Source organism: Cryobacterium sp. CAN_C2, assembly GCF_015751745.1.
In the GTDB taxonomy this organism is placed as follows: Bacteria; Actinomycetota; Actinomycetes; order Actinomycetales; family Microbacteriaceae; genus Cryobacterium.
Genome location: NZ_JADOUX010000012.1, coordinates 23,324 through 49,719, shown reverse-complemented (window position 1 = coordinate 49,719; position 26,396 = coordinate 23,324). Strand labels below are relative to the sequence as shown.

The 26,396-nt window shown below is 62.4% G+C and carries 25 protein-coding genes and 1 pseudogene; 18 read left to right on the top strand and 8 right to left on the bottom strand.

Going from position 1 to position 26,396, the window contains the following annotated elements; all coding sequences use genetic code 11:
• Positions 1–137 precede the first annotated feature (137 nt).
• The 4 genes and pseudogenes from IWX77_RS10845 to IWX77_RS17170 all read left to right on the top strand — a co-directional run.
• Positions 138–1,661 (top strand): type I restriction-modification system subunit M, encoded by a 1,524-nt coding sequence (locus IWX77_RS10845; RefSeq protein ID WP_196844526.1) that lies wholly within the window; start codon positions 138–140, stop codon positions 1,659–1,661.
• A complete protein-coding gene (locus IWX77_RS10840) occupies positions 1,651–2,868 on the top strand; it encodes a restriction endonuclease subunit S (protein ID WP_196844525.1) in 1,218 nt (405 codons plus the stop codon). Before IWX77_RS10845 ends, IWX77_RS10840 begins: the two co-directional genes overlap by 11 nt.
• Entirely contained in the window at positions 2,868–5,876 is a 3,009-nt protein-coding gene (locus IWX77_RS10835; RefSeq protein WP_327012167.1) for a type I restriction endonuclease subunit R, read from the top strand. Before IWX77_RS10840 ends, IWX77_RS10835 begins: the two co-directional genes overlap by 1 nt.
• Positions 5,877–6,479: 603 nt before the next feature.
• Positions 6,480–6,749 (top strand): annotated as a pseudogene (locus IWX77_RS17170) (ATP-binding protein); the annotation flags it as partial.
• A gap of 248 nt (positions 6,750–6,997) precedes the next feature.
• On the opposite strand, the gene IWX77_RS10825 reads toward IWX77_RS17170, so the two are convergent.
• The gene (locus tag IWX77_RS10825; protein WP_196844524.1) at positions 6,998–7,414 is read right to left on the bottom strand and encodes a DNA methyltransferase; all 417 of its coding nucleotides are present in this window, start codon (positions 7,412–7,414) and stop codon (positions 6,998–7,000) included.
• On the opposite strand from IWX77_RS10825, the gene IWX77_RS10820 reads away from it, so the two are divergent.
• From IWX77_RS10820 to IWX77_RS10800, 5 genes are all read left to right on the top strand, one after another.
• Complete coding sequence (locus IWX77_RS10820; RefSeq protein WP_327012173.1) at positions 7,332–8,072, top strand: acyltransferase domain-containing protein; 741 nt, start codon at positions 7,332–7,334, stop codon at positions 8,070–8,072. The genes IWX77_RS10825 and IWX77_RS10820 overlap by 83 nt on opposite strands.
• Before the next feature lie 290 nt (positions 8,073–8,362).
• Positions 8,363–8,704, top strand: coding sequence for a 4'-phosphopantetheinyl transferase superfamily protein (locus IWX77_RS10815; RefSeq protein ID WP_196844522.1), 342 nt, complete (start codon positions 8,363–8,365; stop codon positions 8,702–8,704).
• A gap of 227 nt (positions 8,705–8,931) precedes the next feature.
• Positions 8,932–9,450 carry a hypothetical protein gene (locus IWX77_RS10810; protein ID WP_196844521.1) on the top strand — a complete coding sequence of 173 codons (519 nt, stop codon included), beginning with the start codon at positions 8,932–8,934 and terminating at the stop codon, positions 9,448–9,450.
• A 147-nt stretch (positions 9,451–9,597) separates the two neighbouring features.
• Complete coding sequence (locus IWX77_RS10805; RefSeq protein ID WP_196844520.1) at positions 9,598–10,140, top strand: hypothetical protein; 543 nt, start codon at positions 9,598–9,600, stop codon at positions 10,138–10,140.
• Positions 10,141–10,372: 232 nt separating this feature from the next.
• On the top strand, positions 10,373–10,801 hold the full coding sequence (locus IWX77_RS10800) for a hypothetical protein (protein WP_196844519.1): 429 nt from the start codon (positions 10,373–10,375) through the stop codon (positions 10,799–10,801).
• Between the two features lie 315 nt (positions 10,802–11,116).
• On the opposite strand, the gene IWX77_RS10795 is transcribed toward IWX77_RS10800, so the two are convergent.
• Positions 11,117–12,478 (bottom strand): hypothetical protein, encoded by a 1,362-nt coding sequence (locus tag IWX77_RS10795; RefSeq protein WP_196844518.1) that lies wholly within the window; start codon positions 12,476–12,478, stop codon positions 11,117–11,119.
• Positions 12,479–13,019: 541 nt separating this feature from the next.
• Here IWX77_RS10795 and IWX77_RS17165 point away from each other — a divergent pair.
• Entirely contained in the window at positions 13,020–13,313 is a 294-nt protein-coding gene (locus IWX77_RS17165) for a hypothetical protein (RefSeq protein WP_334353666.1), read from the top strand.
• A gap of 23 nt (positions 13,314–13,336) precedes the next feature.
• Here IWX77_RS17165 and IWX77_RS10790 read toward each other — a convergent pair whose 3' ends face one another.
• Positions 13,337–13,879 carry a hypothetical protein gene (locus IWX77_RS10790; RefSeq protein WP_196844517.1) on the bottom strand — a complete coding sequence of 181 codons (543 nt, stop codon included), beginning with the start codon at positions 13,877–13,879 and terminating at the stop codon, positions 13,337–13,339.
• A gap of 164 nt (positions 13,880–14,043) precedes the next feature.
• On the opposite strand from IWX77_RS10790, the gene IWX77_RS10785 reads away from it, so the two are divergent.
• From IWX77_RS10785 to IWX77_RS10760, 6 genes are all read left to right on the top strand, one after another.
• Positions 14,044–16,797 carry a hypothetical protein gene (locus tag IWX77_RS10785; protein WP_196844516.1) on the top strand — a complete coding sequence of 918 codons (2,754 nt, stop codon included), beginning with the start codon at positions 14,044–14,046 and terminating at the stop codon, positions 16,795–16,797.
• Entirely contained in the window at positions 16,797–18,350 is a 1,554-nt protein-coding gene (locus tag IWX77_RS10780; RefSeq protein WP_196844515.1) for a DNA polymerase, read from the top strand. The genes IWX77_RS10785 and IWX77_RS10780 overlap by 1 nt, the downstream gene beginning before the upstream one ends.
• 714 nt (positions 18,351–19,064) lie before the next feature.
• Positions 19,065–20,123: a hypothetical protein gene (locus IWX77_RS10775; protein WP_196844514.1), complete on the top strand. Its 1,059-nt coding sequence runs from the start codon at positions 19,065–19,067 to the stop codon at positions 20,121–20,123.
• 159 nt (positions 20,124–20,282) lie between these two features.
• Complete coding sequence (locus IWX77_RS10770; RefSeq protein WP_196844513.1) at positions 20,283–21,077, top strand: hypothetical protein; 795 nt, start codon at positions 20,283–20,285, stop codon at positions 21,075–21,077.
• A 74-nt stretch (positions 21,078–21,151) separates the two neighbouring features.
• Complete coding sequence (locus IWX77_RS10765) at positions 21,152–21,388, top strand: hypothetical protein (protein WP_196844512.1); 237 nt, start codon at positions 21,152–21,154, stop codon at positions 21,386–21,388.
• A 453-nt stretch (positions 21,389–21,841) separates the two neighbouring features.
• Positions 21,842–22,330: a hypothetical protein gene (locus IWX77_RS10760; RefSeq protein WP_196844511.1), complete on the top strand. Its 489-nt coding sequence runs from the start codon at positions 21,842–21,844 to the stop codon at positions 22,328–22,330.
• 313 nt (positions 22,331–22,643) lie between these two features.
• Here IWX77_RS10760 and IWX77_RS10755 read toward each other — a convergent pair whose 3' ends face one another.
• Genes IWX77_RS10755 through IWX77_RS10740 form a run of 4 tightly spaced genes read right to left on the bottom strand, consistent with a single transcriptional unit; the run spans position 22,644 to position 23,940 of the window.
• Positions 22,644–22,898 carry a hypothetical protein gene (locus tag IWX77_RS10755; protein WP_196844510.1) on the bottom strand — a complete coding sequence of 85 codons (255 nt, stop codon included), beginning with the start codon at positions 22,896–22,898 and terminating at the stop codon, positions 22,644–22,646.
• 26 nt (positions 22,899–22,924) lie between these two features.
• Complete coding sequence (locus IWX77_RS10750; protein ID WP_196844509.1) at positions 22,925–23,329, bottom strand: hypothetical protein; 405 nt, start codon at positions 23,327–23,329, stop codon at positions 22,925–22,927.
• A 21-nt stretch (positions 23,330–23,350) separates the two neighbouring features.
• Positions 23,351–23,671: a hypothetical protein gene (locus IWX77_RS10745; RefSeq protein ID WP_196844508.1), complete on the bottom strand. Its 321-nt coding sequence runs from the start codon at positions 23,669–23,671 to the stop codon at positions 23,351–23,353.
• Positions 23,671–23,940 carry a hypothetical protein gene (locus tag IWX77_RS10740; RefSeq protein ID WP_196844507.1) on the bottom strand — a complete coding sequence of 90 codons (270 nt, stop codon included), beginning with the start codon at positions 23,938–23,940 and terminating at the stop codon, positions 23,671–23,673. The genes IWX77_RS10745 and IWX77_RS10740 overlap by 1 nt, the downstream gene beginning before the upstream one ends.
• 147 nt (positions 23,941–24,087) lie before the next feature.
• Between IWX77_RS10740 and IWX77_RS10735 the strand changes: the two genes are divergently transcribed.
• The gene (locus IWX77_RS10735) at positions 24,088–24,642 is read left to right on the top strand and encodes a recombinase family protein (RefSeq protein ID WP_196844506.1); all 555 of its coding nucleotides are present in this window, start codon (positions 24,088–24,090) and stop codon (positions 24,640–24,642) included.
• On the opposite strand, the gene IWX77_RS10730 is transcribed toward IWX77_RS10735, so the two are convergent.
• Positions 24,639–26,045, bottom strand: a complete 1,407-nt coding sequence (locus tag IWX77_RS10730; protein ID WP_196844505.1) for a recombinase family protein — start codon at positions 26,043–26,045, stop codon at positions 24,639–24,641. The genes IWX77_RS10735 and IWX77_RS10730 overlap by 4 nt on opposite strands.
• Positions 26,046–26,219: 174 nt before the next feature.
• On the opposite strand from IWX77_RS10730, the gene IWX77_RS10725 reads away from it, so the two are divergent.
• On the top strand, positions 26,220–26,396 hold the full coding sequence (locus IWX77_RS10725) for a hypothetical protein (protein ID WP_196844504.1): 177 nt from the start codon (positions 26,220–26,222) through the stop codon (positions 26,394–26,396).

Here is a 26,396-nt window from a genome sequence, read left to right as displayed (position 1 = left end):
CGCGTCCGAGATGGCGGTTTGGCCATTCGCGACGGTGTGGCGTCTATCCTGAACTTGGGGCGAAGGCCGCGCGTGGGGCTCGGCACTACGCCGCAGAGGTTTCTCGACCCCGTTACACCCCAGAAGAGGAACTACAAGTGACGCTCGCCCCCACCAATACAACCCACATCACCCAGCGCCAGCTGGAAGCCACCCTGTGGGCAGGCGCGAACGCCCTCCGCGGGCCGGTGGACCCGGGTGACTTTAAGTCCTTCGTGTTCCCCGTCATGTTCTTCAAATGGATCAGCGACAGTTGGGAGCACAATCACACGCAAGCCGTCGCCGACTTCGGCGACGACCTCACCGACGACATCGAGGCGACATACCAAGCGTTCATCATCCCTGACGACTGCCACTGGGATGACGTCATCGACACCGCCACGAACGTCGGCTCCAAACTCGGCAAAACCCTACTCCGCATCCAAGAAGCGAACTTCGGCAAACTCGACGGGGTATTCGGAGACGTCAACTGGGGCAACAAAGAACGTCTACCTGAATCTGCACTCACCGACCTTCTCGATTCCTTCGACAAACTCACGTTGAACGCATCCAGCGTCACCGGGGATGCCCTCGGCGCCGCCTACGAATACCTGCTCCGGGAGTTCGCTGAAGCAAGCGGTAAGAAGGCGGGTGAGTTTTTCACCCCTCGCCACGTCGTCCACCTCCTCGTGAGCATCCTCGACCCGCAGCCTGGCGACTCCGTCTGTGACCCCGCGTGTGGGTCCGCTGGCATCCTCATTGAAACTGTCAACGCCGTCAACGAATCTGGTGGCGACGCTCGCACGCTTAGCCTCTACGGCCAGGAATACAATTTGACCACCGCCGCCATGGCGAAGATGAACCTTTACCTTCACGGGCTTACCGACTTCCAGGTCGTCCGCGGCGATACGTTCAGCGAACCTAAGCTTCTCAACGAGACCGGCGGTCTTCGCAAGTACTCCGTCGTCGCAGCGAATCCACCGTTCAGCCTTCAGAACTGGGGCGCAGAGGCCTGGGCTGACGACAAGTTCGGCCGCGCATTCGGCGGCGAAGTCCCGCCTGCCAAAAATGGCGACTACGCCTGGATCCAGCACATCGTAACCACAATGGAAGACGGCGACGGCCGCGCCGGCATCGTCATGCCGCACGGTGCGCTCTTCCGCGGCGGCAAGGAAGCCGCGATTCGCGAGAAGTTGATCCGCGCAGACCTACTCGAAGCTGTCATCGGCCTCCCCAATAACCTCTTCTATTCCACAAGCATCCCTGTCTGCCTTCTGATTTTCCGGAAGGCGAAGCCCATCGAACGGAAGGGCGGCGTTCTCTTCATCGATGGCAAGGCACGGTTCCGACCGGGCAAGAACCAGAACACGATGGACGACGACGACATCGACGCCATCGGACGCGCCTACCGGTCTCCGTCTTCCGCCGACGCTGATAGCCGTATCGGCGCCCGGCTCGTGGCACTTGAAGAGCTCGAGCAGAACAGGTTCGACCTAAACATCGGCCGGTACCTTAAAAGCGAGACAGTCGTCGAGGCGAACGTCGAGGAGGCAATAATCCTAATGCGTGAAGCACAAGAGCGACTGGCAGCTGCTCAGGCCGCGCTCGACGTGAAGCTGAAAGCAGCGGGTTTTGATGCGTGAGGGATGGCAGCAAATCCACCTCGGGGATGTTTTCGAGCCTGACAACTCCCGTCTTGGCGAACAGACCGAAGAGCCAACTATCTTTTCGATCTCGAAGTATGACGGCGTAATACCGGCAGACTCGTTTTTTGGAAAGCGAATTGCCTCTGCTCAGCTGGACACCTATAAAGTGCTTCCGGTCGACGGCTGGGCATATTCGACCATCCATATCGACGAGGGCTCCATCGCTAGGAACAAGCTCAACCATGCCGGGGTCGTCAGCCCCATGTATACGACACTCCGCTGGAAAGGTACGAGTCACAACCCGCAGCTCTTCGAGTGGCTGCTGCGCGAGCCGGCAATGCTCGAAACCTACCGTGCAAATGCACAGGGGAGTATCAATCGGCGTCGTAGCTTGCCGTGGAAGGCGTTCTCGGCGATTGAGATTGGACTTCCGTCGCTTGCCGAGCAGAATCGCATCGTTGATTTGATCCGTGCGCTGGACGAGGCGATTGAGGCGGCAGATGCCCTGTCGACTTCTGCGCTGAATTTATCGGCCCTGACTAGGGAACGCTTCCTCGCAGAATTACCAGAAACCACCGTCGCAAATCTGCTGACAAAGATAACGGCCGGGAAAAGCCCCACGGCGGAGAATAACCCTCCAATGGAAGGTCAGTTCGGAGTACTCAAGGTAAGCGCCATCGGCCCAACCGGATTCCGGCCCCAAGAGGCCAAGACAATTTCAGACGCGGCCATCTTTACTGATGAAATGTCTGTCAAAGCTAATGACGTGCTCATCACTAGGGCTAACACCGCAGAGCGCGTTGGCATGGTGTGCTTCGTTGACCAAAACTATCCAAACCTGTTTCTCTGTGACAAGACGCTTCGACTGCAGCCCGCCCCCGGCGTCGATCCACGAGCTCTTGCCTTCACGATGCAGTCGAATCTGGTCCGCAGGCAACTAGCTGGCGCAGGGACAGGTACCTCCGGGTCCATGAAAAATATCTCTCAAGGAGACATTAAGTCCCTGAGAATCCAGTGGCCGAACACTGTCGCAGCGCAACTAGAACTTTCAGAACTCGTTCAAGCGCACCGAAATGCGTACTTTGAGTCCGCGTCGGTGAGCTCGAACATGCGGACTCTCCGCAACAATCTCCTCTCCGCATGTCTCTCTCGGGAACACGAGATTCCATCATCGTATGATGTGGCCATGGGGGGCAGTGCATAGTGGCATTTTCAGAGGCAACAACAGTTCAACAGGCGATCGTCGACCAACTCGTCACCGGAGGTTGGACTCACACCGCCGGCGCCGAACTCGACCGTCCCCTTGAAAGCGTCCTCGTTGAAAGCGACCTCAGTGCCGCGATCCTGCGACTGAACCCATACCTCAACGGGAACCTCAGCCTCGTCGACGACATCATCACCCGGCTCCGGCTCATCATCATCGCCGCCGGCGAAAACGGTCTGATGGCAGCGAATGAGCAACTCACCGCATGGCTCCGCGGCCGACAAAGCATCCAGCTCCCGGAAACCGGTCAGGACGAACCGGTCCACCTCATCGACTTCACCGACACCGCCAACAACACCTACGTCGTCTCCGACGAGGTCAACTTCGGCGTGCCCGGCAGTAAAGCACGCTTCGACATCGTCCTCTGGGTGAACGGCATCCCGCTCATTGTCGGCGAGACAAAAACGCCAGTCAACAATAAGAAGAGCTGGATCCACGCCGCCAAAGACATCCGCGACGTCTACGAGATCGAACGGCCCCACTTCTTCGTCCCGAACCTGTTCTCCTTCGCCTCCGAAGGTCACCAGTTCCGCTACGCAGGGATCCGCACACCGCTCGATTTCTGGGCGAAATGGGGGAGTACCGACACCGACGCGAACCTCAACGGGTGGGAGCGAGTCAAGCTCTCGATCGACCAGCTCCTCGCGCCGAGCACCGTCCTTTCGTTGCTGCGCGACTACGCCGTCTATGAGCGTAACGGCGATGACCTTGCAGCGCCCGTCATCAAAATTGTCCCCCGCTACTTCCAGGTTGAGACCGTCGAAGCGATCCTCGATCGCGTCGTCACCGGCACACCCCGCAAAGGCCTGATCTATCACACGCAGGGTTCCGGTAAGACGCTGGCGATGTCGTGGGCGGCCGCCAGGCTCATCAATGATCCGCGACTGAAGAACCCGACCATCGTCGCCATCGCCGACCGCACTCAGCTGGTCCGGCAGACCTTCGCGCAGTTTCGAGACACCGGCGTGCAGCGACTGGACGTAGCCGACTCCTCCGCCGACCTCAGGGCTGCGCTCAAATCCAACCAGCGCGGAATCATCTTCACCACCATCCACAAATTCAAAGACGCCGGCCTGCTCTCTGAAAGCTCCAACATCATCGTCCTCGTCGACGAGGCGCACCGGACTCAGGAAGGTACCTTCGGCACTCAGATGCGAGCAGCGCTGCCGAACGCCTTCCTCTTCGGTTTCACCGGTACACCTATTGCCGATCTGGATCGGAACACCTTCACCCTGTTCGGCTACGAAGGCGACCCCGGATACGCCCTGAACACCTACGACTCCGACCGTTCCATCGCCGACGGCACCACCGTGCCGATGCGAGTCTCATCCCGCATGGTGGAATTCGCCATCGACGAAGAGAAGCTCGAGCAGGAGTACTTGGCGCTGGCTGAGGCAGAACAGCTCGACGCCGGTGAGATGGAAGCTGTCGCTGCTCGCCTGTCGACCGTCGCCACCCTGCTCGCGAACCCGGAGCGTATCCGCGAGGTCTGCTCGGATATCCTCGACCACTTCTACTCGACCGTGGATCCGCTGGCGATGAAAGCGCAGGTCGTCGTCTACAACCGCGCACTGTGCGTCGCCTACCTCGAACAGCTCACCATCCTCATGGCCGAGCGCGGAATCACTGACGAAGCCGCCCTGGTCATGAGTGGACTCGGCAAAGACGACCCGGCAGCCTGGGACCAGTACCGGCTCAACGAAGCACAGGAAGAATCGCTCCTCGGTCGTTTCCGGAAGTTCGGCGACCCACTCAAATTCCTCATCGTCACCAGCAAGCTGGGTACCGGATTCAACGCACCGATCGAGGGCGTCCTGTACCTAGACAAGCCGATGAAGCTTCATACCCTGTTCCAGACGATCACTCGGACCAACCGTCCGTGGTCGAATCCGGAGACGAAGCAGAAGAAGGCGTTCGGTCTGGTTGTGGATTACATCGGTTTGGGCAACGGTTTCGCCCGCGCGATGACACCGAACAACCCGGACCGCAAGCAACGCGAAATCGACCTTGACAGCATGCTCGACGTTTTCGCTGGTGAAATCGACCAGCTTCTGGCGGTGTTCGACGGACTCAACCGTGCCGACAGTTCAATGGATGGCCTCTACGCAGCTATTGAGCGCGTGCCCATCGGGCAGAAGAGGGACGACTTCGCGTTCGGATTCATGCTTGTGCAGACGCTGTGGGAAACTATCTCGCCGCATCCTGCCCTCCTCAAATTCCAGGAGGAGTACCGCTGGCTCGCCGGCGTCTACCACGCGGTTACCCCGACAGATGACACCAACCTGCTCTGGGACCGCGTCGGCGCGAAAACTGTCGCCCTCGTCTACGCGAACATCACCGACATTAGCGTCCGGAATCCGAAGGTCACCGTTCAGATAGCCGACTCGACGACAGTCCAGGATTTGATCGATGCTGGAATCCTCGACGAGGATGATGAGCCCCTCACCGTCAAACCGATCGAAGACATCATCGACTCCATCGAGACTCGCCTCCGGAAGAGAATGGCCGGTGCCAACGGCGGCCATGCCGTATTCCGCGGCATCTCCGACCGGTTGGAGAAACTGCGGCAATCGGAGCTTGCCCGCGCCAAAGACTCCATCGAGTACCTCCGGGAGCTCTTCACTGTCGCGAAGGATCTTCGGGAAGCAGAACGTGCCGAGGACCAGGCCGGCGGTACTGGTCTGGACCTGCTGCCCAACCCGCACCTCGGCGCGCTCACCCAGATCTTCGAGGAATACAAACCGGCAGACGTGCCGGTTGTCATCGGTGACATCGTCGCGGAGATCGACCGCATTGTGAAGCAAGTATCGTACCCAGGCTGGACCGTCAAAGACGAAGGAAAACGGACGGTCCGCAAGAACCTGCTGCAGGTTTTCCGGAAGTTTCGACTGCCCTTGACCGGTGAGCCGTTCGACAGTGCCCACCGGTACGTGGAGATGCACTACTAAGAAAACAGTGGCGGAGCGGACTGCGGTAGTGGATCAGGCAGCCTCAAGCGGCGTGAGGGTCGGCTCGCAGAAGAGGGGATGCCCCGAGCTGGCGAACACGCCCATTTCCGCACCTGCTTGGGTGACTACGAAATTAGCGACGTCCCTCGAAACCTCCGAGATTGTGCAACAGCCAAAGCCGCGATCGTCTGCTCGCTCCGGTCGATGCGCTCCAGATGCAGCTTCACCCTGAAGCGGTGGTGGTCGGTGAAGCGGACGGTCGGCGCCCCACCAGCGGCGCCGATTTCGTCGGCATCGATGGGTGCGCCAGATAGAAGAGGAGGCGTGGATCGCGTTTGCCCGCGACGAGGGGGACGGGCATGCGGCGCGCGGACTGGGTGTGCAGAGTTCTGGCTACGGTGGGTAGCTTGATGTTGGAGCTCTCTAGCGCCTTCTCCATCCGGGCGCACTCAGGGATGCGTTCGTAGACGAGGTTCGCCCGCGCGCGGGTCAGATCGCGCAGCTGCCGGCTCCCTTCTGGCGGCACGAACGAGGATCGCAGCAAATCGTGGGCTGAGTATTGCGCTCCTCGGGGGCGACTCACATTGCTTTCGGGGGCCACCGGCGTTCTCGCTGTTGGTGATCGATGAGTGGCTCTTAGATGAGCCCGACGGAAGCACCAGGAGCATGCTGCTTGAACTCCTCGACTGGCGTTACGAACAGGCATCAACGGTGTCTTGCAATCAATACGCGCAACGGGATAGGGGCCAGCGCCTCGGCTCCGTGGTTCACGCCGACGCGATCATGGACCGCATCGTGCACAACAACACCATCTGGGTCGAGAACTGCGGCCACAACATGAGAGAACACACCGCCGGCCAGGTTACGGCCTAAGCAGTCGCGCCCAAAGGCAATACCGATGGCCCGCCCGAATGCAATATTAGGTGGCACCCGAACCCGCAAATACTTATGAACAAGCCTTCTGGAAGCTCGGCATGTTCGCCAACCAAAATACGGCCGAGAAGATGCGCGATCAGTTCACCATCGACTAGGTCCTTGAGGCCCCCGGTCTCGACGACTGAATGGCCTGTCGCCGGCTTTCTGACGCCGCGGTGGGCGGCGTCGATGCGTGGCGGAGGTGACTAAATTGCCGTGCTGTCCAACGCTGCGAAGCGGTACTCGATTAACTCGGCGTACTCGGGCGCGCGTTCGATTGCCAGGAAGCGGCCCCCTGCCCGGATGATCCCTTCGGAGATCGCGCCGGAGCCGGCGAATCCATCCAGGTAGGTTTCACCGGGCATCACGATGAGGCCGCAGAGCCAATTCACGAGGTTCATGGGTTTCACTGTGGGGTGCCCCTTTGTGTCCGTTGGCCGGGGGGATTCTGATGAATGTGCGCGCGGCGAATATCTGATCTGAGTGAAGAGCCGGCTTGGAAGCTCTTTCCCCAGCGCGTACTTGTTGCGACCTTGAGCGATCTCCGGCGGGATAGATGCGCTGGCCGCAGTCAAGGCGAAGTTGCGGGCGTACGGGGTGGGTACACTGCCGGTCGAGGTCACGCACGCGTTTCACTCCCGCCTGCTCGATTCCGTGCTCGCCGAGTACGGCGAGATTGTCGCTAGCGTGACCCGTCACGCTCCTTCGCGTCCGTACATCTCCTGTGTGACCGGCACATGGGTGACGGCCGAGCAGGCGACGTCAATCGACGACTGGATCCAGCAGTTGCGTGGCACAGTGCTGTTCGCTCCCGCTGTGCGCAGCGCGCTCGACTCCGGCACCTCCGTGTTCGTGCAACTCGGACCAGGTCTGATGGCGAAGTCGAACCTCCGTCGCTCGCAGGCGCAGGCGGTGGTGGTGCCGGGTGATGCAGCTGCTGCGATCGAACTAACCGATTTGGTGGCGACAAAGCCGGAGGCGCCAGTGACCTCCACACACGGGACTCGCCGCTACCCGCGCCCCCAGCTGGCGACGCCGTACCGTCCCGCGACTGATCCGCTCGAGGCACGGATCATAGCCCTCGTCGAGGAGGAGCTGAGTACCGATGGGATCGGCGTCGACGACGACTTCTTCGAGCTCGGTTGGGATTCGCTGCTAACGATGGTGCTCGCGTCGCGGCTCGCCGAGGATCCCGGTTTCGAGGTAGTCGGACGCGGTCTACGACGCGCCAACTGCCGCGCTACTCGCAATCGAGCTCGTGGGTCGGGCCGCCGAGCGTGAACGTGGTCATGAGTAATCTCGCAAACGCCGTTGCCATATGGGGAACAACGGCCGAAGTCCTGGCCGATCCGGACGTGTCCGTGCATCGATTGACTCGGGCTGAGGAGCGACGTGCCGAGCACCTCTCGATCGCTCGAGATCGTGAAGCTTTTCGGGCAGCACACCTTCTCGCGCGTGCCTGCGGAGTCCGGATTGGGATGAGCCCCCATGCGCTCGACCTAATCCAGCTGTGCCCGAGGTGCGGCCAAGGTCACGGGGTGCCGAGGTTCCATGCCGCGCCGAACGTTCGCGTGAGCATCGCGCACACCCGTGGCGCGGTCATCGCGGCCGTGTCATTGTCCGCGATCGGCGTCGATATCGAGCCGATCCGTGCGGTGCAGCTCGCTGACCTCTCGCCGGTACTGTCGGCGGCGGAAGTAGCTTGGTTGCGGATCAATCCTGCCGATGCGATCCGAATCTGGTGCCGCAAGGAGGCTGCGGCGAAAGCATCCGAAGCCGGTATTGCGGGGATGAGAAATGTGAACGCGCTAACGGGAAGGTGGACCGAGGAGGTAGCCGAGGGCTTTCAGCTTTGCATCGCTACCGAGTCGCCGATCGTATTGTCGCGCGTAGTCATCAGTTCGCTCGCCTAATAGCAACGTCTTTTGTGACCAGATAGCCTTTGATGATCGACCAGTAGACGGAGCGCGCCCGCGGTGTCGTCGCTCCACGCCACCATAGGGGCCCACAACTCGCCAAATCATTCGGGCCAATGTAGCCAAAGCTTGCACCGAAATCGGGGATCAAGTCAGAGTTCAAGTCCCGATGCGCCGCGTCCGCCGTTCACTAGGCTCGGCAGAGGACTGCACCAGGAGGAAACGTGGACGAACAATTGCGCGCGAAGCTGCCGCCGGCCTACGTAGCTGAGTTCGACCGCCTCGGGAAGGACAGCGCCGCGTTCACCAAGAAACGGAACCGGAAGCTGAGGTGGTGGGCTGTTGTGTGTGGCATGGCGTTCGTCGTCACGCTGGCGGTTGCCATCAATCTCATCGCCGCAGGAAGTGCAACTGGTCCAGAGGCAGCCGCCTGGATGGTCGCGCTGAACGCCATCCTTTTCGCATATCTCTTCGGCAACCTATTCTTCGTGTTCCCGGGGAATGCTGAACATCGCAGGAAAGAGATTCGCCGCGACAAGCTAGATGCGGACGCGCTCACCGTGGCGAATGAGCACGGTCGACAAGCCTTGACCGGCGACCGCGAAGAATGGACGACCATCCGTGGGAGTCAGCACCAGTGGTACGGAGACCACAGTGAACTGAACTGGCGCGACCGTGAGCGCGCTCAGTCGATGGGCCTCGACGTGGAGACCTACGTTAGCAACGTGCTTGACCGCGAATAGTCACGAAAACTGACCGCGCCAACGGCAGCGGAGGGTGGTTACCGGGCCTACCCTCCACCTCATTCAGCAGCGAAATGCCTGAACGATGCTGGATAGTCGCGCCCTGATTCCCCTTTGAGCGGGACGCGTCCCGCTACGCTGAGCGCCATGGACTGGACACGCGAATGGTTCGAGCGCCAGCGGTTCGATGGCTGGAAGACGTTCGGCGAGCTGACCCGCGACGACCTGCCCAAGACCTGCGGCGTGTACGTCGTATTGACGGAGCTGACCAACGCAGCTCCGGAGGTTCTGAGTGAATCCGTCGGCGGGTTTCACAAGCACAAACCGCTCACCGATGACCCCGCGAAAGTTGCCGCAAATTGGCAGCACGCCGCTGAAGTTCTTTACATTGGCATGGCGGGTTCGGAGAAAGGATTCCATGACCGGCTATGGGCCTACTCACAACAAGGGCGTGGGTTCAGGGCGGGTCACCGCGGAGGGCGCTACGTCTGGCAGCTGCCGAAAAGCGAGCAGCTCACCGTGGCGTGGAGGGCGACAGGGAACCTCGACGCGCACGACGTCGAGGACGCCCTGCTCGCGATATACATCGAGCGATGGGGTGACCGACCGTTCGCGAACCTCAGGGACGGGCACCGGTTCACGCCGAACGAGGCGCGGGAGTTGCTGGACGGATGGCTGATCACCCGATAGCGCAGAAAATCACATTGAACCGTCTCTGATTTCCTGCCGCTTCTCGTGTAGTGAAACGATGCAGATCCGACCAAATCTTCCGCAGCCGAGGCCCCGAGGTGGGTGGCAAAAGTCCAAACTGGACTGTCACGCGACATGCAGGTCGCGATGACCAGGTTCCAGCCGATTTTCGGTGCCGCGCATAGAGAGAGTAAGGCGACTAGCCCTACATCCCCCTATCAAAGGAACCACAATGTTCAATCCCACCCTTCACACTGAGCCTGTCGCTATTGCAGAAGCCACCACGGAGCCCACGGCGTCGGCCCTCATCACGTCCGATGCAACCGCCCAGCTTGTCGATATCCTCATCGACGTCTCTGACCGGGCCGACGCCTGCATCGTCACCATCGCTGACCGGGTCATCATCGAGCAGCTGCGGCGCGGTCACGAGCCGACCCTCGGCCATGGCGTCTCCTTGGTCAAAGGTGTTTTCCGGGCAACCTCGGGTCCCGGGCACTGCCCGACAATCGGCAGGAACAACGCCGTGCTCCTGGTCCGCGGCGTGGACCATGCAGTTGCGCTGGCCGCGGGATATGACGGTGATGGCGTCTTCAAGCCGACGATGACCGATTTCTGGGTGGCGGCTGTCGAGCACCGGCACGCGGGCGCCCGGCTCGTGTAGCTGACCGGTCGCCCCGTGGAATGCACCGGCTCGCGGAGAGCCGGGGCAGTCCCGCCAGGCCGGCCGAAGACGTCCGACGTGTGTCCCGCGTCGAGGTGAATGGCCGCGGCTGGCTGTGTCTTGCCCGTCGGACTGGCTCATCCTGGTTCTCGGCAGCCGCTATCCTGTGATTTGGCGCCGCCCTGCATTGTTCCCCGCATACGCGGGGGTGTCCCTATATGCGGTCTTTCATGAGATTCGTAAGCTGGACTGGGCGGCGCCTCCTCTTCACGGCCCGTTCGCCGACGCGCTGCGCGCAGTCGAGCAAGTGCGCGCCTACCCGAGCCCTCCCAAGACCCGCAGTCGATCCGGAATCGAGGCAGCGGGGACTGGCCGTGCGTTGGGTTTCCCGCTGAGTTCGTCGATCCGGACAGGCGGATTGGCACCGACGGCCAGCTGCCAGAGCGCCGGTGGCTCTGCAACATCCCGTAGCCAAAACGGTGACTGGAACAGGGCGCCAGCGTTCCGGACGACAGGCATCGGATCCCATCCGTGGGTTGGTGTGAACGGCACGGTGTCCGAGTCGAGGAGGCTGACCGACCGCCAAGGGGACACCGGGTCTCCCGTGAACGCATCGACCATGAGGTCAAGGAAATCAGAGGTGACCGTATTGGCCGCGGGAAAGTAATCGCGGTAGTCGGCGACCAAGAACCGAGAACCCGTCCAATTTCGAAGCCCGCCGGGATGTTTCCTAATCGCTTTCGCCACGGCCTTCTTCGTCTGCAACGTGACGTTGGAGTGGCCTGGTCGTCCATCGAGGTCTTGACGGTCGACGGCCAGGAACAGGACGACGATGCCAGTGTCGTTGAGGGTGTGGTCTTCGAGAAGCTGCGCCCAGAGGTCCGCCTTCTTTGAAAGCGACTGCGACGCGGTGGCGGTGAATTCGACGCAGATCCGTAGGCCGTTGAGAACCCAAACTGCATCCGGACAGAGCTGGGAGTCGGTTCTTGCCGATCCATGCCCGCCGTTTGTGAGGTTGTCGATCGAGTTCAGCGCGTCGCCGAGGATCGCTTGGACGGGAAGGAATTCGGCGACTCTCAGGCTGGCTTCTGCGCACAATACGGCGTGCCGGTCGGCGGAGTGGGCGCCGTTGAACTCAGTACCGCCGGTGATCGCGATCGATTCGGGGACGGAGAGTGATCCGTCGAGGCGGGCGAACCGGTCAGGGCCTTGCCGGGCGGCTGGACGGTAGAGCATGCCGTGCGGCTCTCCGAGGGCGATACCGGTACCAGTAGGCGTGGCTCCCACATCGATTAGCCCGTGGGCCCAGAGTTGCGACATGCGCGGAGACCGGCCGCTACGGAGCTTCGCCTGTCCGGTGAAGGACGCCACTTGGTCGCAGGACAGAGTTCGCCACGAGTGGATGGCGCCCAGCGGCGGCAGCATCTGGCGGCGCATCTCGCGCTGCCCAGTCCACGTGAAGTCGTCCCGAAGATGGGTGCTGCGGAGCCAACTCGGGACCGGCGTCGCGCCCGCCGTCGCCTGGAGCCTCGCGATTTCGCTTTCCAGCCAGATGGCGTGCGCGGTCGTCGAGAACTGCGCCGAGTAATACGGGTCGCGTCGTTCTGATGCGCGGAGCTCGGGGACCGGGCAGGCAGAGTCGAGGTCCTTCATGGGGATCGGGGCGGGCCGCATCATGATTGCTCCTTATGTTTGGGCGGTGGTAAGACGTCGAAGAATTGCGTGTGCGGCGGTGGAAAAAATATGGGGGACATCGGGGGATCTGTGCTGGGTTGGCGGTCCATGAATACCCAACACGGCCAGTGTGGGGCGTCACCTACGCCTTCCCTCCTCTTGCGCTGGTCGGCCTCGAAGGATTGGGCCGGCACTCCGTTGTCGAAGAACGTGCCGGGGGCTCGGTCACGATTGCGGGTTCCGCGGTTTGGGAGGCCGAGCTCGATCCGTCCGGGGTTCGCCGGTGTCCCTTCCGGCGCCCGGCGGTTAACCTCGTGCCCCACGAATTCTGGCTCGGGCAGGCGCGTCGAGCGGCAGTGGCTTATCGATGGCAGCCCACGCGCTCCTCGTGTGGCGATTGGATCGCGGCGGCGGGCGGTTTGCGGTTTGCGGTTGGCGGCTGGATGCCGGATTTAGGGCGGCTTGCTCGCCGTTTCAAGACGAGGCCTGGAACTACATGTCGGGTCGGAGAGGAAGTCCCCTCCCGACTCGTTTCCAATCCCAAATGGCCGTCTTCATCGATTTGATTCGCGACCAAGTCATATTGACCCTGTTCAGCATCCGTTCGACAACTCCCAAAAAGAGCCCACCCAGGTTCAGTTCTTCGACCAGCAGGGCTATCGCCCGCTCGCCGGAAAGTTCCGGCTCGAATTGGAGACGGGAAAACCGGCGCCACACGCAGGCCGAGAGTGTCCCTACGCCCTTGGTCCTCGCGCCGAGTTCGGCCTCCATTACCCTCTATGTCAGTGCCGATCGGCACGTCATCGGCCCAGATGCCGAATCGCTCGTCGCCGACTGAGAGAACTATTCTCGATGATTCCTTCATCGATGACTGGGGACAGGGGTGACCGTGGTGCGGGGCTGAACGTCGGCCGGTCTGACCTGGGTGGCGTTGACGGTGGCATCCGTTGGCGAAGCGCCGGGCCGCGGCAATAGCGATGTGTACGGGAATCCGCGGGGGAGGAGTGCTGTGCGCGAACTCTCCCGGGAGATGGCGTCTTTGAACGCCAGGTAGCGGCGGCCTCCAGCGCGTTGGTCGCAGAGCCAACTCACGGTCAGGGTCCTCCAGTCTTGGCGCGATCCTTGGGGCGTGCCGAGCGTGTCAAGCATCCGGGTGAGTATTCGTTGGGCGGCGGTGGGGCCCACTTTCTGTTGGCCGGCTAGGAGCTGTGCGAGATGGATCCGGCGTAGAGCGGGCTCATCGTGCATTGCGGCGTCGAGGACGTCGTTCAGATCGAGCGCGCCGACGGCGACGGCAGCAAGGTGGTCGGCTCGGATCGCGTTCGCGATCGCGCGGTGCCCGGCCAGTTCGGTGGGGGCGACGTGGGGACGCCCGTTGGGACTGTTTGTGGTGGCGCTGGTCATGCCTAGTTCCTGTCCGATGACCACGGTGGTCTCTTCATCTGTGGGGGAGGACTGGAAATCCTCGCAACCCCTGTTCGTGGGGGTCGCGAGGATTAACGGTCCTCTTCGGTTCGTGAGGGGCGAGATGTGAGCGCCCGGACCATTCGAACGAGAAGGAATACCAAATGAGGACCCGCGCGCCGCGCACGACCGCAGCCAGTGCTGCTGCAACAATCACTGCCCCGCCGACCGTCGAAGAGGTAGCAGACGACGTCACCGTTCTGACGGGGGCGCTGAAATCCGCTGGCTTCAGAACCAAAGTCTCCGATGACGGGTTGGTGCTCCGACTCGCTTTGGGGGATCACAGCACGTGGATCGATCCGGGCACCGCGCAGAGTTGCTTCGTGCTCGTCCTGCGTGTCGAAGCCGGGGAGCAGACCCGAAGCGTCTTCAACGCTGCGGCGAAGCGATCTCACCTCACCGCGCTCCTTGGGCGGATCAGTGCCGGTTGGAGCGAGGTGTGCACGGATGGGCGCCGTCAGCACTTCGTGGCTATCGATTGCGAATCGGGTGCCGGGACCGTGAACGATCGGGCGGACGCGAAGGTTGCTGTTGGCGCTCTCGCTGCCCGTGGCGCGTGGCTTGCCGATGATTCTCTGATCGCGAGCATCATCACCCGGGGTGTGGACATCGCGCCCTCCCGCTTCCAGGGGGAGGACTGGGCCGTGATCGCTGGACGTTCTGGGCAGCCAACCCGGATTACGGCTTCGGAACTCGCCGGCCTCGGTGTCCTTCTCGACGAAGCGTCCGTCCGGCGCGACCCGTCCAGCGTGAGCGCGTTCAACCTGCAGGACCAGGACTCAACGACGGCGGCCGCACGCGATTACGTCAACCGGCGGATCGGCGGTGCACGGGTTGTGCAGGCGATCCGGGCGGCTGGCTTCGAGCTCGCTGAAGCTGCTCCGACCGGCGAGCGTCGACTGCTGAACTCCGATGGGGACGCTGCGGCAATCCTCGGAGGCCCGTGCCTGCCCGCCGACATGCTCCGCGTTGTTCCTGGAGCAGTAGCGGCAGGGTTCGACGCGGGCAAGGTGTACCGGGCGTTTGACATCATCGCGGCCTTGGAGCATTCGGGAGACGCGGAGCGAGCAGCTGAGGCGTTGATCGCGACTGGCGAAGCACGCGTGCGTAGGGAGACCTTCGCCGCTAACAGCATCCCCGAACTCTTGGTCAGCGAAAACACGGTCGCGCTGTCCCGCACTATCGTGCACGCGATCGCCGATGCGACGAACGCTTCCCATCCCAACATTCCTATGGCCATGCAACGAGTGATTCGTGGGAAAGTCCTCGGCATCATCTCCGTCAGCCCCTCTGGCAGCATCCTGACCTGGAACGAGGAGACCGTCGACCTCCTGATTTCCACCACTGTCCAGCTCATCGCGATGACGGAATCGAAGTTGGGGCCCAAGCGCGCTGTCCGCCACGAGATCCCGAAATTGATCAAGCAGCAGGTCTGGCGCGGCCTCAACGAAGCCGGTGCGCTCCCGGAAGTCCAGTTCGTAGGCACGGAGCCCGTTCTCACGGATGCTGGAGTCATCAGTGCTCACGGATTTCATCCCCGCGAAAAGGCACTCGTCGCCCTGCCCGAGCGGGAGCGCCGAATGTGGCAGACCCGGTTTAAGGTACCCGCGACACCAACCCGCGAACAGGCTCAAGCTTCTTGGGAGCTGATTAATACCGAAGTCATGCACGACTTTCCCTACGAGACGGTTGGCGACAGGGCACGCCACTACGCCTACCTCCTGACGTGTGTGGCCCGTCCGTACCTGTCCCAGTCACCGTTCTGGCTGGTGACGGCCTACGAGCAAGGCTCCGGGAAAGGTGTGATCACGGAGACCGGCCGACTCATCTCGACAGGGACCGGTGACTTCGTTCCCCTGCTGGGGGGCAAATCAAACGAAATCGAGGACAAGCAGGCGATCACGTCTGCGGCCCTGGACGGGAAACGCTTCGTGCACTCGGACGAAGCAGGCGCCTACGCGGTTGGCGGGCGCTTCATGTCCAGCGTCGTCACCGCCGCTGTCACCACTTTGGATGGGTCTAGCTCGCCTCGCGTCCTGGGCGGCAACAAGACCACCGCGATCGCGGGTCTGGTGATCAGTGGCACAGGCAACAACCTCGCCCCCGGAGGGGACCTTCCACGTCGCACCATGCACATCCGGATTAAGGTCGACGGTGGAATCCGCGCCGCCGAACGCACAGGGTTTCGCCACAAGGACCTCTACGGTTACATTCTGCAGAACCGCCCCGAGCTCCTCGCCCACCTGCACACCGTCCTCACTTACGGATTGCAGCATGAACCGGCGGAAGAGATCCCGACGTACGGGTTCACCGGGAACTGGCCGGCCGTGGTCCTTGGCGCCATGTCGCACCTGACTTTGGACGGGCGCCGGGTGAACAAGCTTGCCGTGGATCTCTTCTCGAGCCAGATTGCCGGCGATGGCGCCTCCGAAGAATGGGGACCGCTCATGGAAACACTGTTCGAACTTTCTGCCGGAGCCCGCTTCGAAAGCAGTGACGCGCGCAACTGGGCTGCGCTCCAGGGCGTCGACGTCCCCTTCGTCCTCCGGCGCGGAATCATCAAAGGCAGCGACGTGACCTCCCATAACAGTGCCTGGACCCGGGCGTTCAAAGCTCGTGGGAATCAGCGATTCGGCTGTGGGGACTTCGATTATCAGCTCAGTGTCAACGTGCCGACCTCGAAAAGTCGGACGATGACATTCTCGCTGGTTCGCTACGACCGCGCCGGCCAGCTCACCGGAGCCACCCGGCCGGCCGCTCAGAAGCCGGCCTGGGAATACCTCAGCGGCCTACCGAAGCCCTCCGGGAGCACCACCCCCGCGGACGCCGGTTCACGGGCCGCCGGCGACGACGCCTGATGGCGACCCTCAAATTGACGGAACTGGCCGATGTTTGCGGCTTCCGGGACTGGCTTCGCACGGCTGGGCGCCTCGGCGTCAGCCTGAACATGGCCGGGACGGTGATCGGGTTCGGCGACGACACCAGCGCTGACGGGTACACCCTGCACCTGGACAACCTCGACGTGCTCCGTGCCGTCGTGGCCGCTATCGAGGGAACGAGTAAGCGGGTGTGGTGTGACGAGGCGACGGACCTCGCCTGCGTTCTCGCTGACCGGCTCGGCCTGGACATCGAGGCGTTGAACTGGGTGTCGTGCATGACGACTGCCCTCGCCATCCTCGAACCAGGGATCGAACAACCAGGGCGTCCGTCCGCCCTTGTTCTGCGGGCCGCATCCACAGTACGTGATGCGCAGCACATCGCAGCAGAATTCGATCGGCCGCTACGAAAAGTCGCCCTCTCCGCGGTTCTGCAGGATGCGCTTTGGCGTCCGATCCAGCAGCGCGGGCTGCTCCTGGACACGGTGATGTTGGCCACGAAGACCGACGCCGCCCTCGACGAGCGTGCCGCACGGAAAAGCGCTTACGGCATCGACCTCACCGAAGACTCTGATGCTGTCTACGGGTGGCTCGCCCGTCGCGGCATGCAAATCCTGGACAAGGAGGGCGCCCCGTCATTGTCGCGAGATGATTTCGGCCGAGCCCTCATTCCCGAGGACGCCCTCGACGCGTGGAAGATCTTCCGGGGCGCGCGGTCGCTGAAATCCACTCTCGGCAAGCTGGTGGAATTCACCCGTTACGAGGTTGACGGTCGCGTCTACCCGACCGTCGTTGCTCGTTCAGGAACGAAGACGGGCAGGGCGAAGACCTTGCGTCCCGGCTACCACAACTTGAACCGGTCCCTCCGTGGCCTGATCATCGCCCGGCCCGGCTACACGCTGGTCTCGCTGGACATTGACCGCGCGGAACCCTCCGTCGCAGCCGCCTTGTCAGGCGACCGGGTGCTGGCAGCTGCGCTCCTGGTGAGCGACCCGTACGAAGAAAGGGCTGTCGCACACTATGGGGAGGCGGCTCGAGGCAACGGGGACCTCCGAGACCGGTTCAAAAAATGCCTGCTCGCGGCCTTCTACCAACAAGGGCCCTCCAGCCTTGCCGCGGACCTGAGCATCTCCGTTGAGGAGGCGAAGACCATCCAGCAGGAACTCCGGCGGGCATGGCCGACCTTGTTCGCGTGGATCGACGGTGTCCTGAAGGCCGCCCGACGCCAGGAACGGCTGACCACGATCTCGGGTCGGTTCCTGCCCATCCCGGAGCGCGGCGACGAGTTTAAGGCCGTGAACTGGGTCCTTCAAGGCTCCGCCAGCGATCTTTTCTGCGACGCCGTCGCCCGGGTCGCCGCCGAACTCGGGGCCTCATCCCTGTTCCTGGGGATCCACGACGAGCTGGTGGTCGAGGTGCCCGACCGGGACATCCCCTTCGCCCTCGAAGCCCTCGAGCGCGGCATGACGACCACCATCAACGGCGTCCGCGTGGGCGGGACCGCCAAGGTTCTCGGCGGCCGTTGGGGCAAATAGGCCCCCGCCCCTGGAACCCTCGGATGCATCACGGCTCCAAAGGAAAGTTCCACCGGGGACAAGTGCCCACCGGAGTGGGGGCGATGGGGACGATCTGTGCCGGGCTCGGTCTCGACCGCCGGTATGCGTGCCCCGAACGTTGACATAACTGGGCCGGCTCATTTTTGGTTCGCGGAACGGGGAGAAGTGGGGACATCGTCCCCACCCGTGGGGACGATTCATAAATCGTCCCCACCCGTTTTACCGCGTAATTCCGGGGCAGAACAGGTGATCTAGGGGTGATGGGGGTGATTTCTTACTCTGATGAACTGAAAAATGAAAACAGTGCACTGACGAAATCTGCGTTGTGTGTCACACACATTCTGGCGCAGCCGATACCCGAAAAACGTCCCCATCACCACCATCGTCCCCACTGCCGCCAATCGACCGCTTCGGGTCCCCGGTCGGAAATTGTCGGACTTGCCCCACAAACACCGCAGGGTTTCGATCCCTCCTGAAGGCGGCCTCTCCGCCGTCACGTGAGAGTTGCCGCATGTCTCAGAACGTGACCACTTCGCAAAGCACAGGGACCTCGGTTCAAGGCGCCCACGAGCGTCCTGCAATCAGGAATTCAAAAAAACCTGAACAACCTTCTCGGCCACCTCTGATTTCGCCGCATGTCTTCCAGTCAGCAGCGGAGGCACACGACTTCCGCTCCCTAACCAGGAGGCTGACGTGGCCAAGACGCTCACTCACCAGTTCATCAAGACAGGCATCGACGCGGTCCGGAGCGACCCCGGCTTATGGGGGACTCGCCCCGCCGGGATTTTCCTGGCAACAGCCGAGACGGACCTGACAGGGCTTGCCCGCAAGCTGGGCATCGAACCGGCCGACGCTCTCTCGGAAACGTGGATGCTCTGGCGGAAAACGACGACGACCAGCGATGACCTTGCGGCTAGAACCATCACTCATGTTTCCGCGGAATTCGGACGCGAGCTGAAAGCCGCCCGCGCACTGACGTCCTCCGCCGACTCCCCGTACCACGAGCTCCTCAACTTCCAGAAACAGCTCACCACCGCCGCCAGGGGGCGAGCGGAAAGGCGCGGGGACCCCACCTGCCCGACCGTGAACGTGACCGCCTACAGCGACCATGACGATTTCTTTGCCCAGCAGTCGACCGACATGATGGTCCCCGGTGACGACCGGCACGCTGAACTTTTGGACGCACAGTGGCCTCCCATGGACGGTGAATTCCTTGATGACGAGTCTCTCGACGACAGGCGGTCGGACGCCCTCACTGCGGGCCTCGACGCCTGCCGGGAGATTCTGAGGGGCATCATCGACGACGGAAGCATCGACATTCTCCTCGATGGGATTGCAACCCGGGTCTCGGTTTCCGGGCACGGCGGGGACACCAACGTCGCAAAGTCAGTGGCCGTAGTCGACATGGGAACGGATGTCGATGATGTCCGCCGGTCGGCCGTTGGATCAGCGGCGGAGACCCTGGTGAAAGACCGACCGCTGAAGGGTGGACCGCATGACACCCTGGCAGGTCTGGCGAACGTGAGCCCGGAAGTTGTGCGTTTGACGGTTCGACTCCTCCTCGGCTCGAAGACTCCCGCTCGGCCTTTGACGTCGAAGAGGGCAGCCGAAATCAACGGGGGCGTGCCGGTGAGGAAGGAACCGGTCGTCCTGCGCGGTGTGCCCCAATTGATCGCTGATGGCATGGACCCGTGGAAGCAGCCGCACATCGTGAACACCGTCAACCGCCTCAAGGCGTTGGTCGCCGGATAACTGCACGTCGTTCTTGTCAGGGCATGACAGTGGGTCTCGACCCTCTCGCCCCGCCCGGCACCCTGTAGCCAAGATTCGCGAGGATTTCGACCCCGCTCCTGTAAGAGAAGGAGGACTGCCTCCCTCAAATTCCGAAACACTACTGAAAGGGTCACGCCCATGGAAACCTCTAGGACACAAGCCCAGGCAGCTCTCGACTGGCTGCGAACTGAACTCACGGCAGACTTCCCCCTCGCCAGCGACGAAGACGAAGCCCGGCTTCTGACCTACTTTGTGACCGCGTCGGCTCGGGCGCTTGTCGACTCGAGCCCGTTCATCCTCTTCACCGGTGATCGAAGCACGGGCAAATCAACCGCGGCGGCGATTGGTCGCGCGATCGCAGGCGACCCCGCCCGATACGCACGGATCAGCGGCCGCGGCCCTGACGAGCGCACCGATTCCCTCATTCTGGCGGCCGCCTCAACGCGCGGCCTCCGCTTCGTACACTGCGAGGACGTTCCGGCCCACTTCGATTCACCGGTCGTGGAGGACGCCGTGGATGCGCAGGACGGCGACCGTCTTGTTCGCGTGTCCGGATCGGACGGCCTCGTGCCGATCGCCGGCCTCACCTTGACCGGTGAGAGCGTTGGCGGTGAGCCTTCGGCTAATCTCGCACGCCACAGCCTTGTCGTCCACTTCGCCACCCCTTCGCTGCAGCCGCGACGACCCGTACGAGCCTTCCGGCACCCGAACATCGTGGACTGGGTAGTGCAAAACCGAGTCGTGATTGTGCAGCGCATTGCCACGATCCTCCAACATGGGTTCGAGTGCGCACAGGAAATCCCTGGGGCCTTCAAACCCCGGAATTACACATCGACCGTACTGGGTGGTCTCAGTCACGTGACCATTGACGGCGAACTGGTGAGCGATCTCGCCGTCTCCCGAGACATCACAGAAGGGCCGGAATCATGGTGACAAGCGTCAATATCAACCCTGTATCTACTATCGTGACGGGCTGCGATTGTTCCTGCGGCCGTGAGGATAGTCCGGTGCATGAGAACTACGCGCCGGCCGGGCAGTGGGCTGGCGATGCCACAGCGCTGATAGATCTCTGCGTCGACCTAGCGTTCGAGAGTGAGCGCAGCCTGCGCAAACGAGGTTGGGACGACGAGGAAGCAACCCAGATCTCCGCCGAACTCCGCATGGCCCTCTTCACGGTCGTGGCACCTACAATTTTCGGCCTCGGGTCCCTGCGGGCTCGTCAGGCCAGTGAGGACACACAGTGACGTCACCCGGGCAGCACTTCGCGGCCGCGCCCGATCTGGCCATCGCTTTCGCGAAAGAAGCCTGCGCCTGGGCTATCCCTGGCACACCACTGCACGGGTACCCGCCCGTCCCCGAAACGCGGGAAGCGCGACTCCGCGTGCAACGGCTGCTCGCCGATGCAGCCCAAATACGGGCGGCCCACGGGCATGTTCGAATCGAGACCTACTCGACCGAGCGTGCACTCCGCCTTCGAGTCCTGCAGTCCTGGCCCACCGCAGACGAGATCACGGCGCTTCTCGACGATTCGGACAACGAAATTCGTCGGGTCGCCCGTCGGAGCCGTCGGTGCTATCCCGCATGGTATTTGCAAAGCACCGCCCAGTAGCACACGAGCGCGGCCCGTCGACGAGCTCGGCCAGGTTCACTACACGATGACCGCAGCGTAGGCGTCGGGACCAATGGGGAGACTGACAATGACCACTACAACGCAGACCTGGGCTGAGCTCATCTGGGACACCAACCGCAACACCCGCGCTGGCATCCTGGTGGACGCGTACCTCGGCCGCACGCTTGACCGTGCTGAACTTCCGGCTGCCGTCGTCGGAGCCTGGGTCGACCAGGACGAGCCGGAAGGTGCGCTGCCTGCCGGCGAGTGGCAGTATATGTTCAGCCAGGCCGGGTTCACGCTTGACGGTGTGCCGGGTGATAGCGGCGACCGGGCACGGACCTTGTACCGCGGCGCTTCCACGGATCGCAAACGTAGGATGAGCTGGACGGCCGACGTCGACGTCGCACTCCGGTTCGCGTCATGGGCTGAGGACGAAGGCCGTGAGGCTCACGTGTACACGGCGACTGTCGAAGCCGGTCGGGTGCTTGCGAGGATCGAGGACTTGCGCCTCGGGATCAGCGAACATGAGTACGTTGTCAATACCAGCGGCCTCCGGATCACCACGCTCGTCTAGGCCCTGCGGGCTCAGGCAGATCGTGTAACGTCGCCCAGTCGTCGAGCGGTAGGACCGCGCAGCCCCTACTGGACGCCGGTTCAGGCCCGACGTGTTCAGGCCGTCGTGGTCACGCGCAGCCGCGGCGGTCCCAAGAGATAGTCCACAGCACCGGGGTTATGACTTGGCTCCCGGATCACCGTCCAGGTACAGCTCCGGCTCTGTCGTCAGCCAGTCTTCTGTACCCTCGAGCTCCACAGCTTCGCCCCACGCGTCATCTGCCACTGGTAGGTTACGCAGTTTGCTGTCCTCGGCATGATCCATGCCCCGCAGGCTACACCGGCAGCCCGGGGCCGGTGCACTCGAAGCCAGCAGCGACCCACACCTTCCGTTTGCGGCCGCCCCGTTTGCCAAGGCGCAGCCCGAGCCGCCAGAGCAGAGCACCCAACCGCCCGAGCACCTGTGTGGCTGGGTCGGCCGCGATGCTCTCAAGTGCGAGCCAGATCTGACCGAGGCCGCGCGCAACGATCTCGACAAGCGCGAGAGCGACCGAGTAGAGGCTTGGGTCCAGAAGGGAGGTCGTATCCATATTTTCTACATGCGCGGGCAGTGAGTTCACCGCCTCCATCGGTGTAGCGGGTCCCACATCGCGACCTCGACAATCCGTTCGACCACCCCGAGGTCGAGAGCGACTAGACCGCCGGCTGGGTTCCTCATGCGCGAGATCAGCCAACCGCGCTCACTAACCCTCAACCTGAGGTGGTACACGGGGAGCCGCGACCAAAAGACGTCGACTGGGTCACCGTGTTCCTCGATGACGGTTACCGTCGGTGCGCGGCCTGGCCCGATTGCGATAACTGCCGTGTGCTCTGCGCCAGTCACCTCGTAGAAGCCTGGGTCGGCGGCCGCCGTCAGCGCCAGGCGATCCTCCACCTCATATACGAGCGTGTGCCAGTCGCCGCCCATCACTCCGTTGAACGCGGGGCGGTTGCTGAACGTCAGGATGCGTTGTTTTTGCATACGTACCACATGCGCGGATCGCTAGTAGGGGAGCGGTTGAGCATCGATCCAGAGGATCGGTGCGAGCGTCACCGCGGTGAGCTCCTCGCTCACCCATGGCCGCCGCGGTTTGAACCGCAGCCAGCCGACCTCGCCGACCACTATCTCGAACAGGAGGAGCGGGAGGATGTGGCCGACATGCTTTGCTTGTGGCCCTATGGCGCGTGCACGCTGGACACCGCCCGTGATCGTGCCATCGCGGTGGACACGCACCTTCATGATCTCGAGCTCGGTGATTCCAACGTACTGGTAGCCGCGCGGGGAGCTGAGGTCAACCTGGCTTGGGCCGAGGACGTCGTCCATCAGGGGAGCGGCTCGAATTCTAGGTCGTAGACCTGCTCGACGTTGGTGACAAGGCCGGCGGTTGTGTGGCCGCGGCCGTCGAGGAAGTTGAGCCTTCCGGTCTCCCCAAGCTCGAAGCTCACCCCTGACACCGGTTCATATGGACATCCAACCGCGACGCTGGCGGCGCTGCCCCCGGTGGTGTTGTTCCGGATGTACATCAGCACCTCGGCGGCGGCGGATGTCGTGATCTTGAAGACGCTGAGTTCTTTTGCGCGGTGTGCGGTCATGGAGAGTACATGCGCGGTGTGCCTCAAAAACGACCGGTACTGGGATGTGAGGCGAAAAATCGGACGCGCCGCGCATGGTCCTCCCAGAAGTCGTCCCAGTAGCTTTCCATTCCCGGAAGCTCGAGTTGGCGTATTTGGGAAGGCAACATGTCGATAATCGGCTACGCACGCGTATCCACCGAGGACCAGAACCTCGACGGGCAGCTTTTGGCTTTGAACGACGCCGGGGCGGAGAAGATTTTTCAGGACCAGGGGGTCTCCGGCACGAAGACCTCTCGGCCGGGACTCGACGCGGCACTTGCCTACCTCCGTGATGGAGATGTCCTGCAGGTGCACCGCCTAGACAGATTAGGTAGGTCAACCCTGCATGTGCTCGCCCTGATTCAGGACTTAGGGGAGAAGGGCGTCGGCTTCCGTTCCCTGACGGAGAGCGTAGATACGACCACTCCCGCAGGCCGCCTACTTTTGACACTTCTGGCAGGTCTGGCATCGATGGAGCGGGAGATCACCGTCGAGCGGACCCGCGCCGGTCTCGCCGCTGCCCGAGCCCGTGGTCGCATCGGTGGCCGGCCGAAGGCGCTGACCGCTGCACAGATCGAACTGGCGAAGATCATGTTTGCCCGAGGCGCAGCAGTCTCGGCGATCGCTGCCGAGCTGGGGTGCGGCCGCTCTACGGCCTACCGGGCTCTGGAGACTGTCTAGTCGTTCCAGACAACGACGAGATCCTCTTCGCTATATCGGGTGCCACTTCCTGCGGACAGGATCACGACAGTCAGCAGTCGGGCCACCACATCGCGCTGTGCGCTCATGTCCAGCGCATCCCATTTTTGTCGAACGTCGCCACCGGCCAGATACGCAAGAGGCGTTGACGGCCGCGCCGCATCGAGCGACCGCTGAGCTTTCGTTCTAGCATCGCCGCTGGCTGCCGTCATGCTCCGTAGCTGCTCCCGTGTGATCTCTCCGGCCATGAACATCTGGCTGACCACGAGGTCCTTGGCGTTGACGGCGTCGATTGCTGACTGGGCCTCTTCGGCCACGCCGCTGTCGCTGGTCGCGAACAGATCGACAGCATCCGGCATCCCGAGTCGCCCAACGATGAGGTTGACGATGGAGGCATCCACGGCCATCTGATGCCTCCTCACCTTGTAGCAGATCGAGCAGTTGTACGCCGGCGGCTGTCGTTTGGTCGCACCGGTCTTCTTGCTGACGACGGTCCTGCCGATCTGCCGGCGCATCACTCCGCCGCACAACCCGCAGAGCGCGAGACCGGACAATAGGTATTTGAACCCCGGGCCGACATGGTTTGACCGGCGCGCCGGGTCTTTCAACAGGGCGACCAGCCGTTCGTAGGTGGCCTGATCGTAAAGCGGTTCGGTGGTCGACGGACCGATGATGCGGCCTTGATACTGACGGAGGCCGGCGTTTGTTGGGCGGAGCAAGATCTGCCGCAGGATCGTTGAGTTCCAGAGTGGAGCTTTCGGCCCATGGATCCCGCGGGCATTGAAATCCGTGACGACGGATCGCAACGACTCCAGGGCCAGGATCCGTTCGGCTGCTTCTCGAACGACGGCCCCGTGCTCCGGATGAATATCGTCACGGCCTACGCCCGCCGCACCTTCGGTTCGGGCATATCCGTAGGGCGCATATCCGTGCGGCTCGCCGGCTTGGGCCTTCTGCAGGAATTTGCGCTTGAGCCTCGTGCTCATGGCGTCAACTTCGTACCGAGCCATTGTCCCGAGCGTCCGAGCCATCAAGCGGCCTACGGGGGTCGACAGATCAATCTCACCGGTTACGGTCGCGAGCTCGAGCTTGATTGAATCCGCCATGAGGATGAAACCTTCGAGTTCCATAGGCTGACGTGTCAAACGATCCACCGAGTACGCGACGATCGCCCCGACTGCGCCCGCGCGCACATCCGCTAGCATTCTCTGGAATTGCGGTCGCGGTTTCTTGGACGTTGCGCTGACGTCGTTGTCGACATAGATATCAGCCACATCCCAGCCACGTTCAGCTGCTTTGACAATACAGTCCTGGCGCTGTCGCTCGACCCCGAGCCCCTCTCCCGCGGAATCCAGGGAAATTCGGCAGTAGATCGCGGTTCTCATTACTACATCGTATTGCGTGGTCCTTCCCGCTCGTCTTTTTGATTCTTCCGATGACCGTACTGTTTGCTGTCTTCCCCGGGCTCGTTGTGCTTCAGGCCGGGTTTTGACGTTCCGCTCTACCTGCTTTTCTGCACTGCCCCTGCACCGTCCACGCTCACGAGAAAAGAGAATGCCATGAACCGATTCATGCTCCGCCTCCACAGTCTGGTTCGAGACGAAACGGGTGACGTGCCCGGCTGGGTGCTGATCACGCTCATGACGGCTGGTTTGGTCCTGATCATTTGGGGACTCGCCGGCCCCGCCCTCAGCGGGGTGTTCCAACAGGCCATGGACCGCGTCAGCAGTTTCTGA

What these genes read in the sequence shown, in the direction of transcription:
- IWX77_RS10740 (WP_196844507.1), bottom strand. Translation starts at nt 23,940, where the DNA reads ATGACCGCACACCGCGCAAAAGAACTCAGCGTCTTCAAGATCACGACA.
- IWX77_RS10785 (WP_196844516.1), top strand. Translation starts at nt 14,044, where the DNA reads ATGAGGACCCGCGCGCCGCGCACGACCGCAGCCAGTGCTGCTGCAACA.
- IWX77_RS10800 (WP_196844519.1), top strand. Translation starts at nt 10,373, where the DNA reads ATGTTCAATCCCACCCTTCACACTGAGCCTGTCGCTATTGCAGAAGCC.
- IWX77_RS10750 (WP_196844509.1), bottom strand. Translation starts at nt 23,329, where the DNA reads ATGCAAAAACAACGCATCCTGACGTTCAGCAACCGCCCCGCGTTCAAC.
- IWX77_RS10760 (WP_196844511.1), top strand. Translation starts at nt 21,842, where the DNA reads ATGACCACTACAACGCAGACCTGGGCTGAGCTCATCTGGGACACCAAC.
- IWX77_RS10790 (WP_196844517.1), bottom strand. Translation starts at nt 13,879, where the DNA reads ATGACCAGCGCCACCACAAACAGTCCCAACGGGCGTCCCCACGTCGCC.
- IWX77_RS10745 (WP_196844508.1), bottom strand. Translation starts at nt 23,671, where the DNA reads ATGGACGACGTCCTCGGCCCAAGCCAGGTTGACCTCAGCTCCCCGCGC.
- IWX77_RS10780 (WP_196844515.1), top strand. Translation starts at nt 16,797, where the DNA reads ATGGCGACCCTCAAATTGACGGAACTGGCCGATGTTTGCGGCTTCCGG.
- IWX77_RS10730 (WP_196844505.1), bottom strand. Translation starts at nt 26,045, where the DNA reads ATGAGAACCGCGATCTACTGCCGAATTTCCCTGGATTCCGCGGGAGAG.
- IWX77_RS17165 (WP_334353666.1), top strand. Translation starts at nt 13,020, where the DNA reads ATGGCCGTCTTCATCGATTTGATTCGCGACCAAGTCATATTGACCCTG.
- IWX77_RS10735 (WP_196844506.1), top strand. Translation starts at nt 24,088, where the DNA reads ATGTCGATAATCGGCTACGCACGCGTATCCACCGAGGACCAGAACCTC.
- IWX77_RS10805 (WP_196844520.1), top strand. Translation starts at nt 9,598, where the DNA reads ATGGACTGGACACGCGAATGGTTCGAGCGCCAGCGGTTCGATGGCTGG.
- IWX77_RS10755 (WP_196844510.1), bottom strand. Translation starts at nt 22,898, where the DNA reads ATGGATACGACCTCCCTTCTGGACCCAAGCCTCTACTCGGTCGCTCTC.
- IWX77_RS10795 (WP_196844518.1), bottom strand. Translation starts at nt 12,478, where the DNA reads ATGATGCGGCCCGCCCCGATCCCCATGAAGGACCTCGACTCTGCCTGC.
- IWX77_RS10770 (WP_196844513.1), top strand. Translation starts at nt 20,283, where the DNA reads ATGGAAACCTCTAGGACACAAGCCCAGGCAGCTCTCGACTGGCTGCGA.
- IWX77_RS10725 (WP_196844504.1), top strand. Translation starts at nt 26,220, where the DNA reads ATGAACCGATTCATGCTCCGCCTCCACAGTCTGGTTCGAGACGAAACG.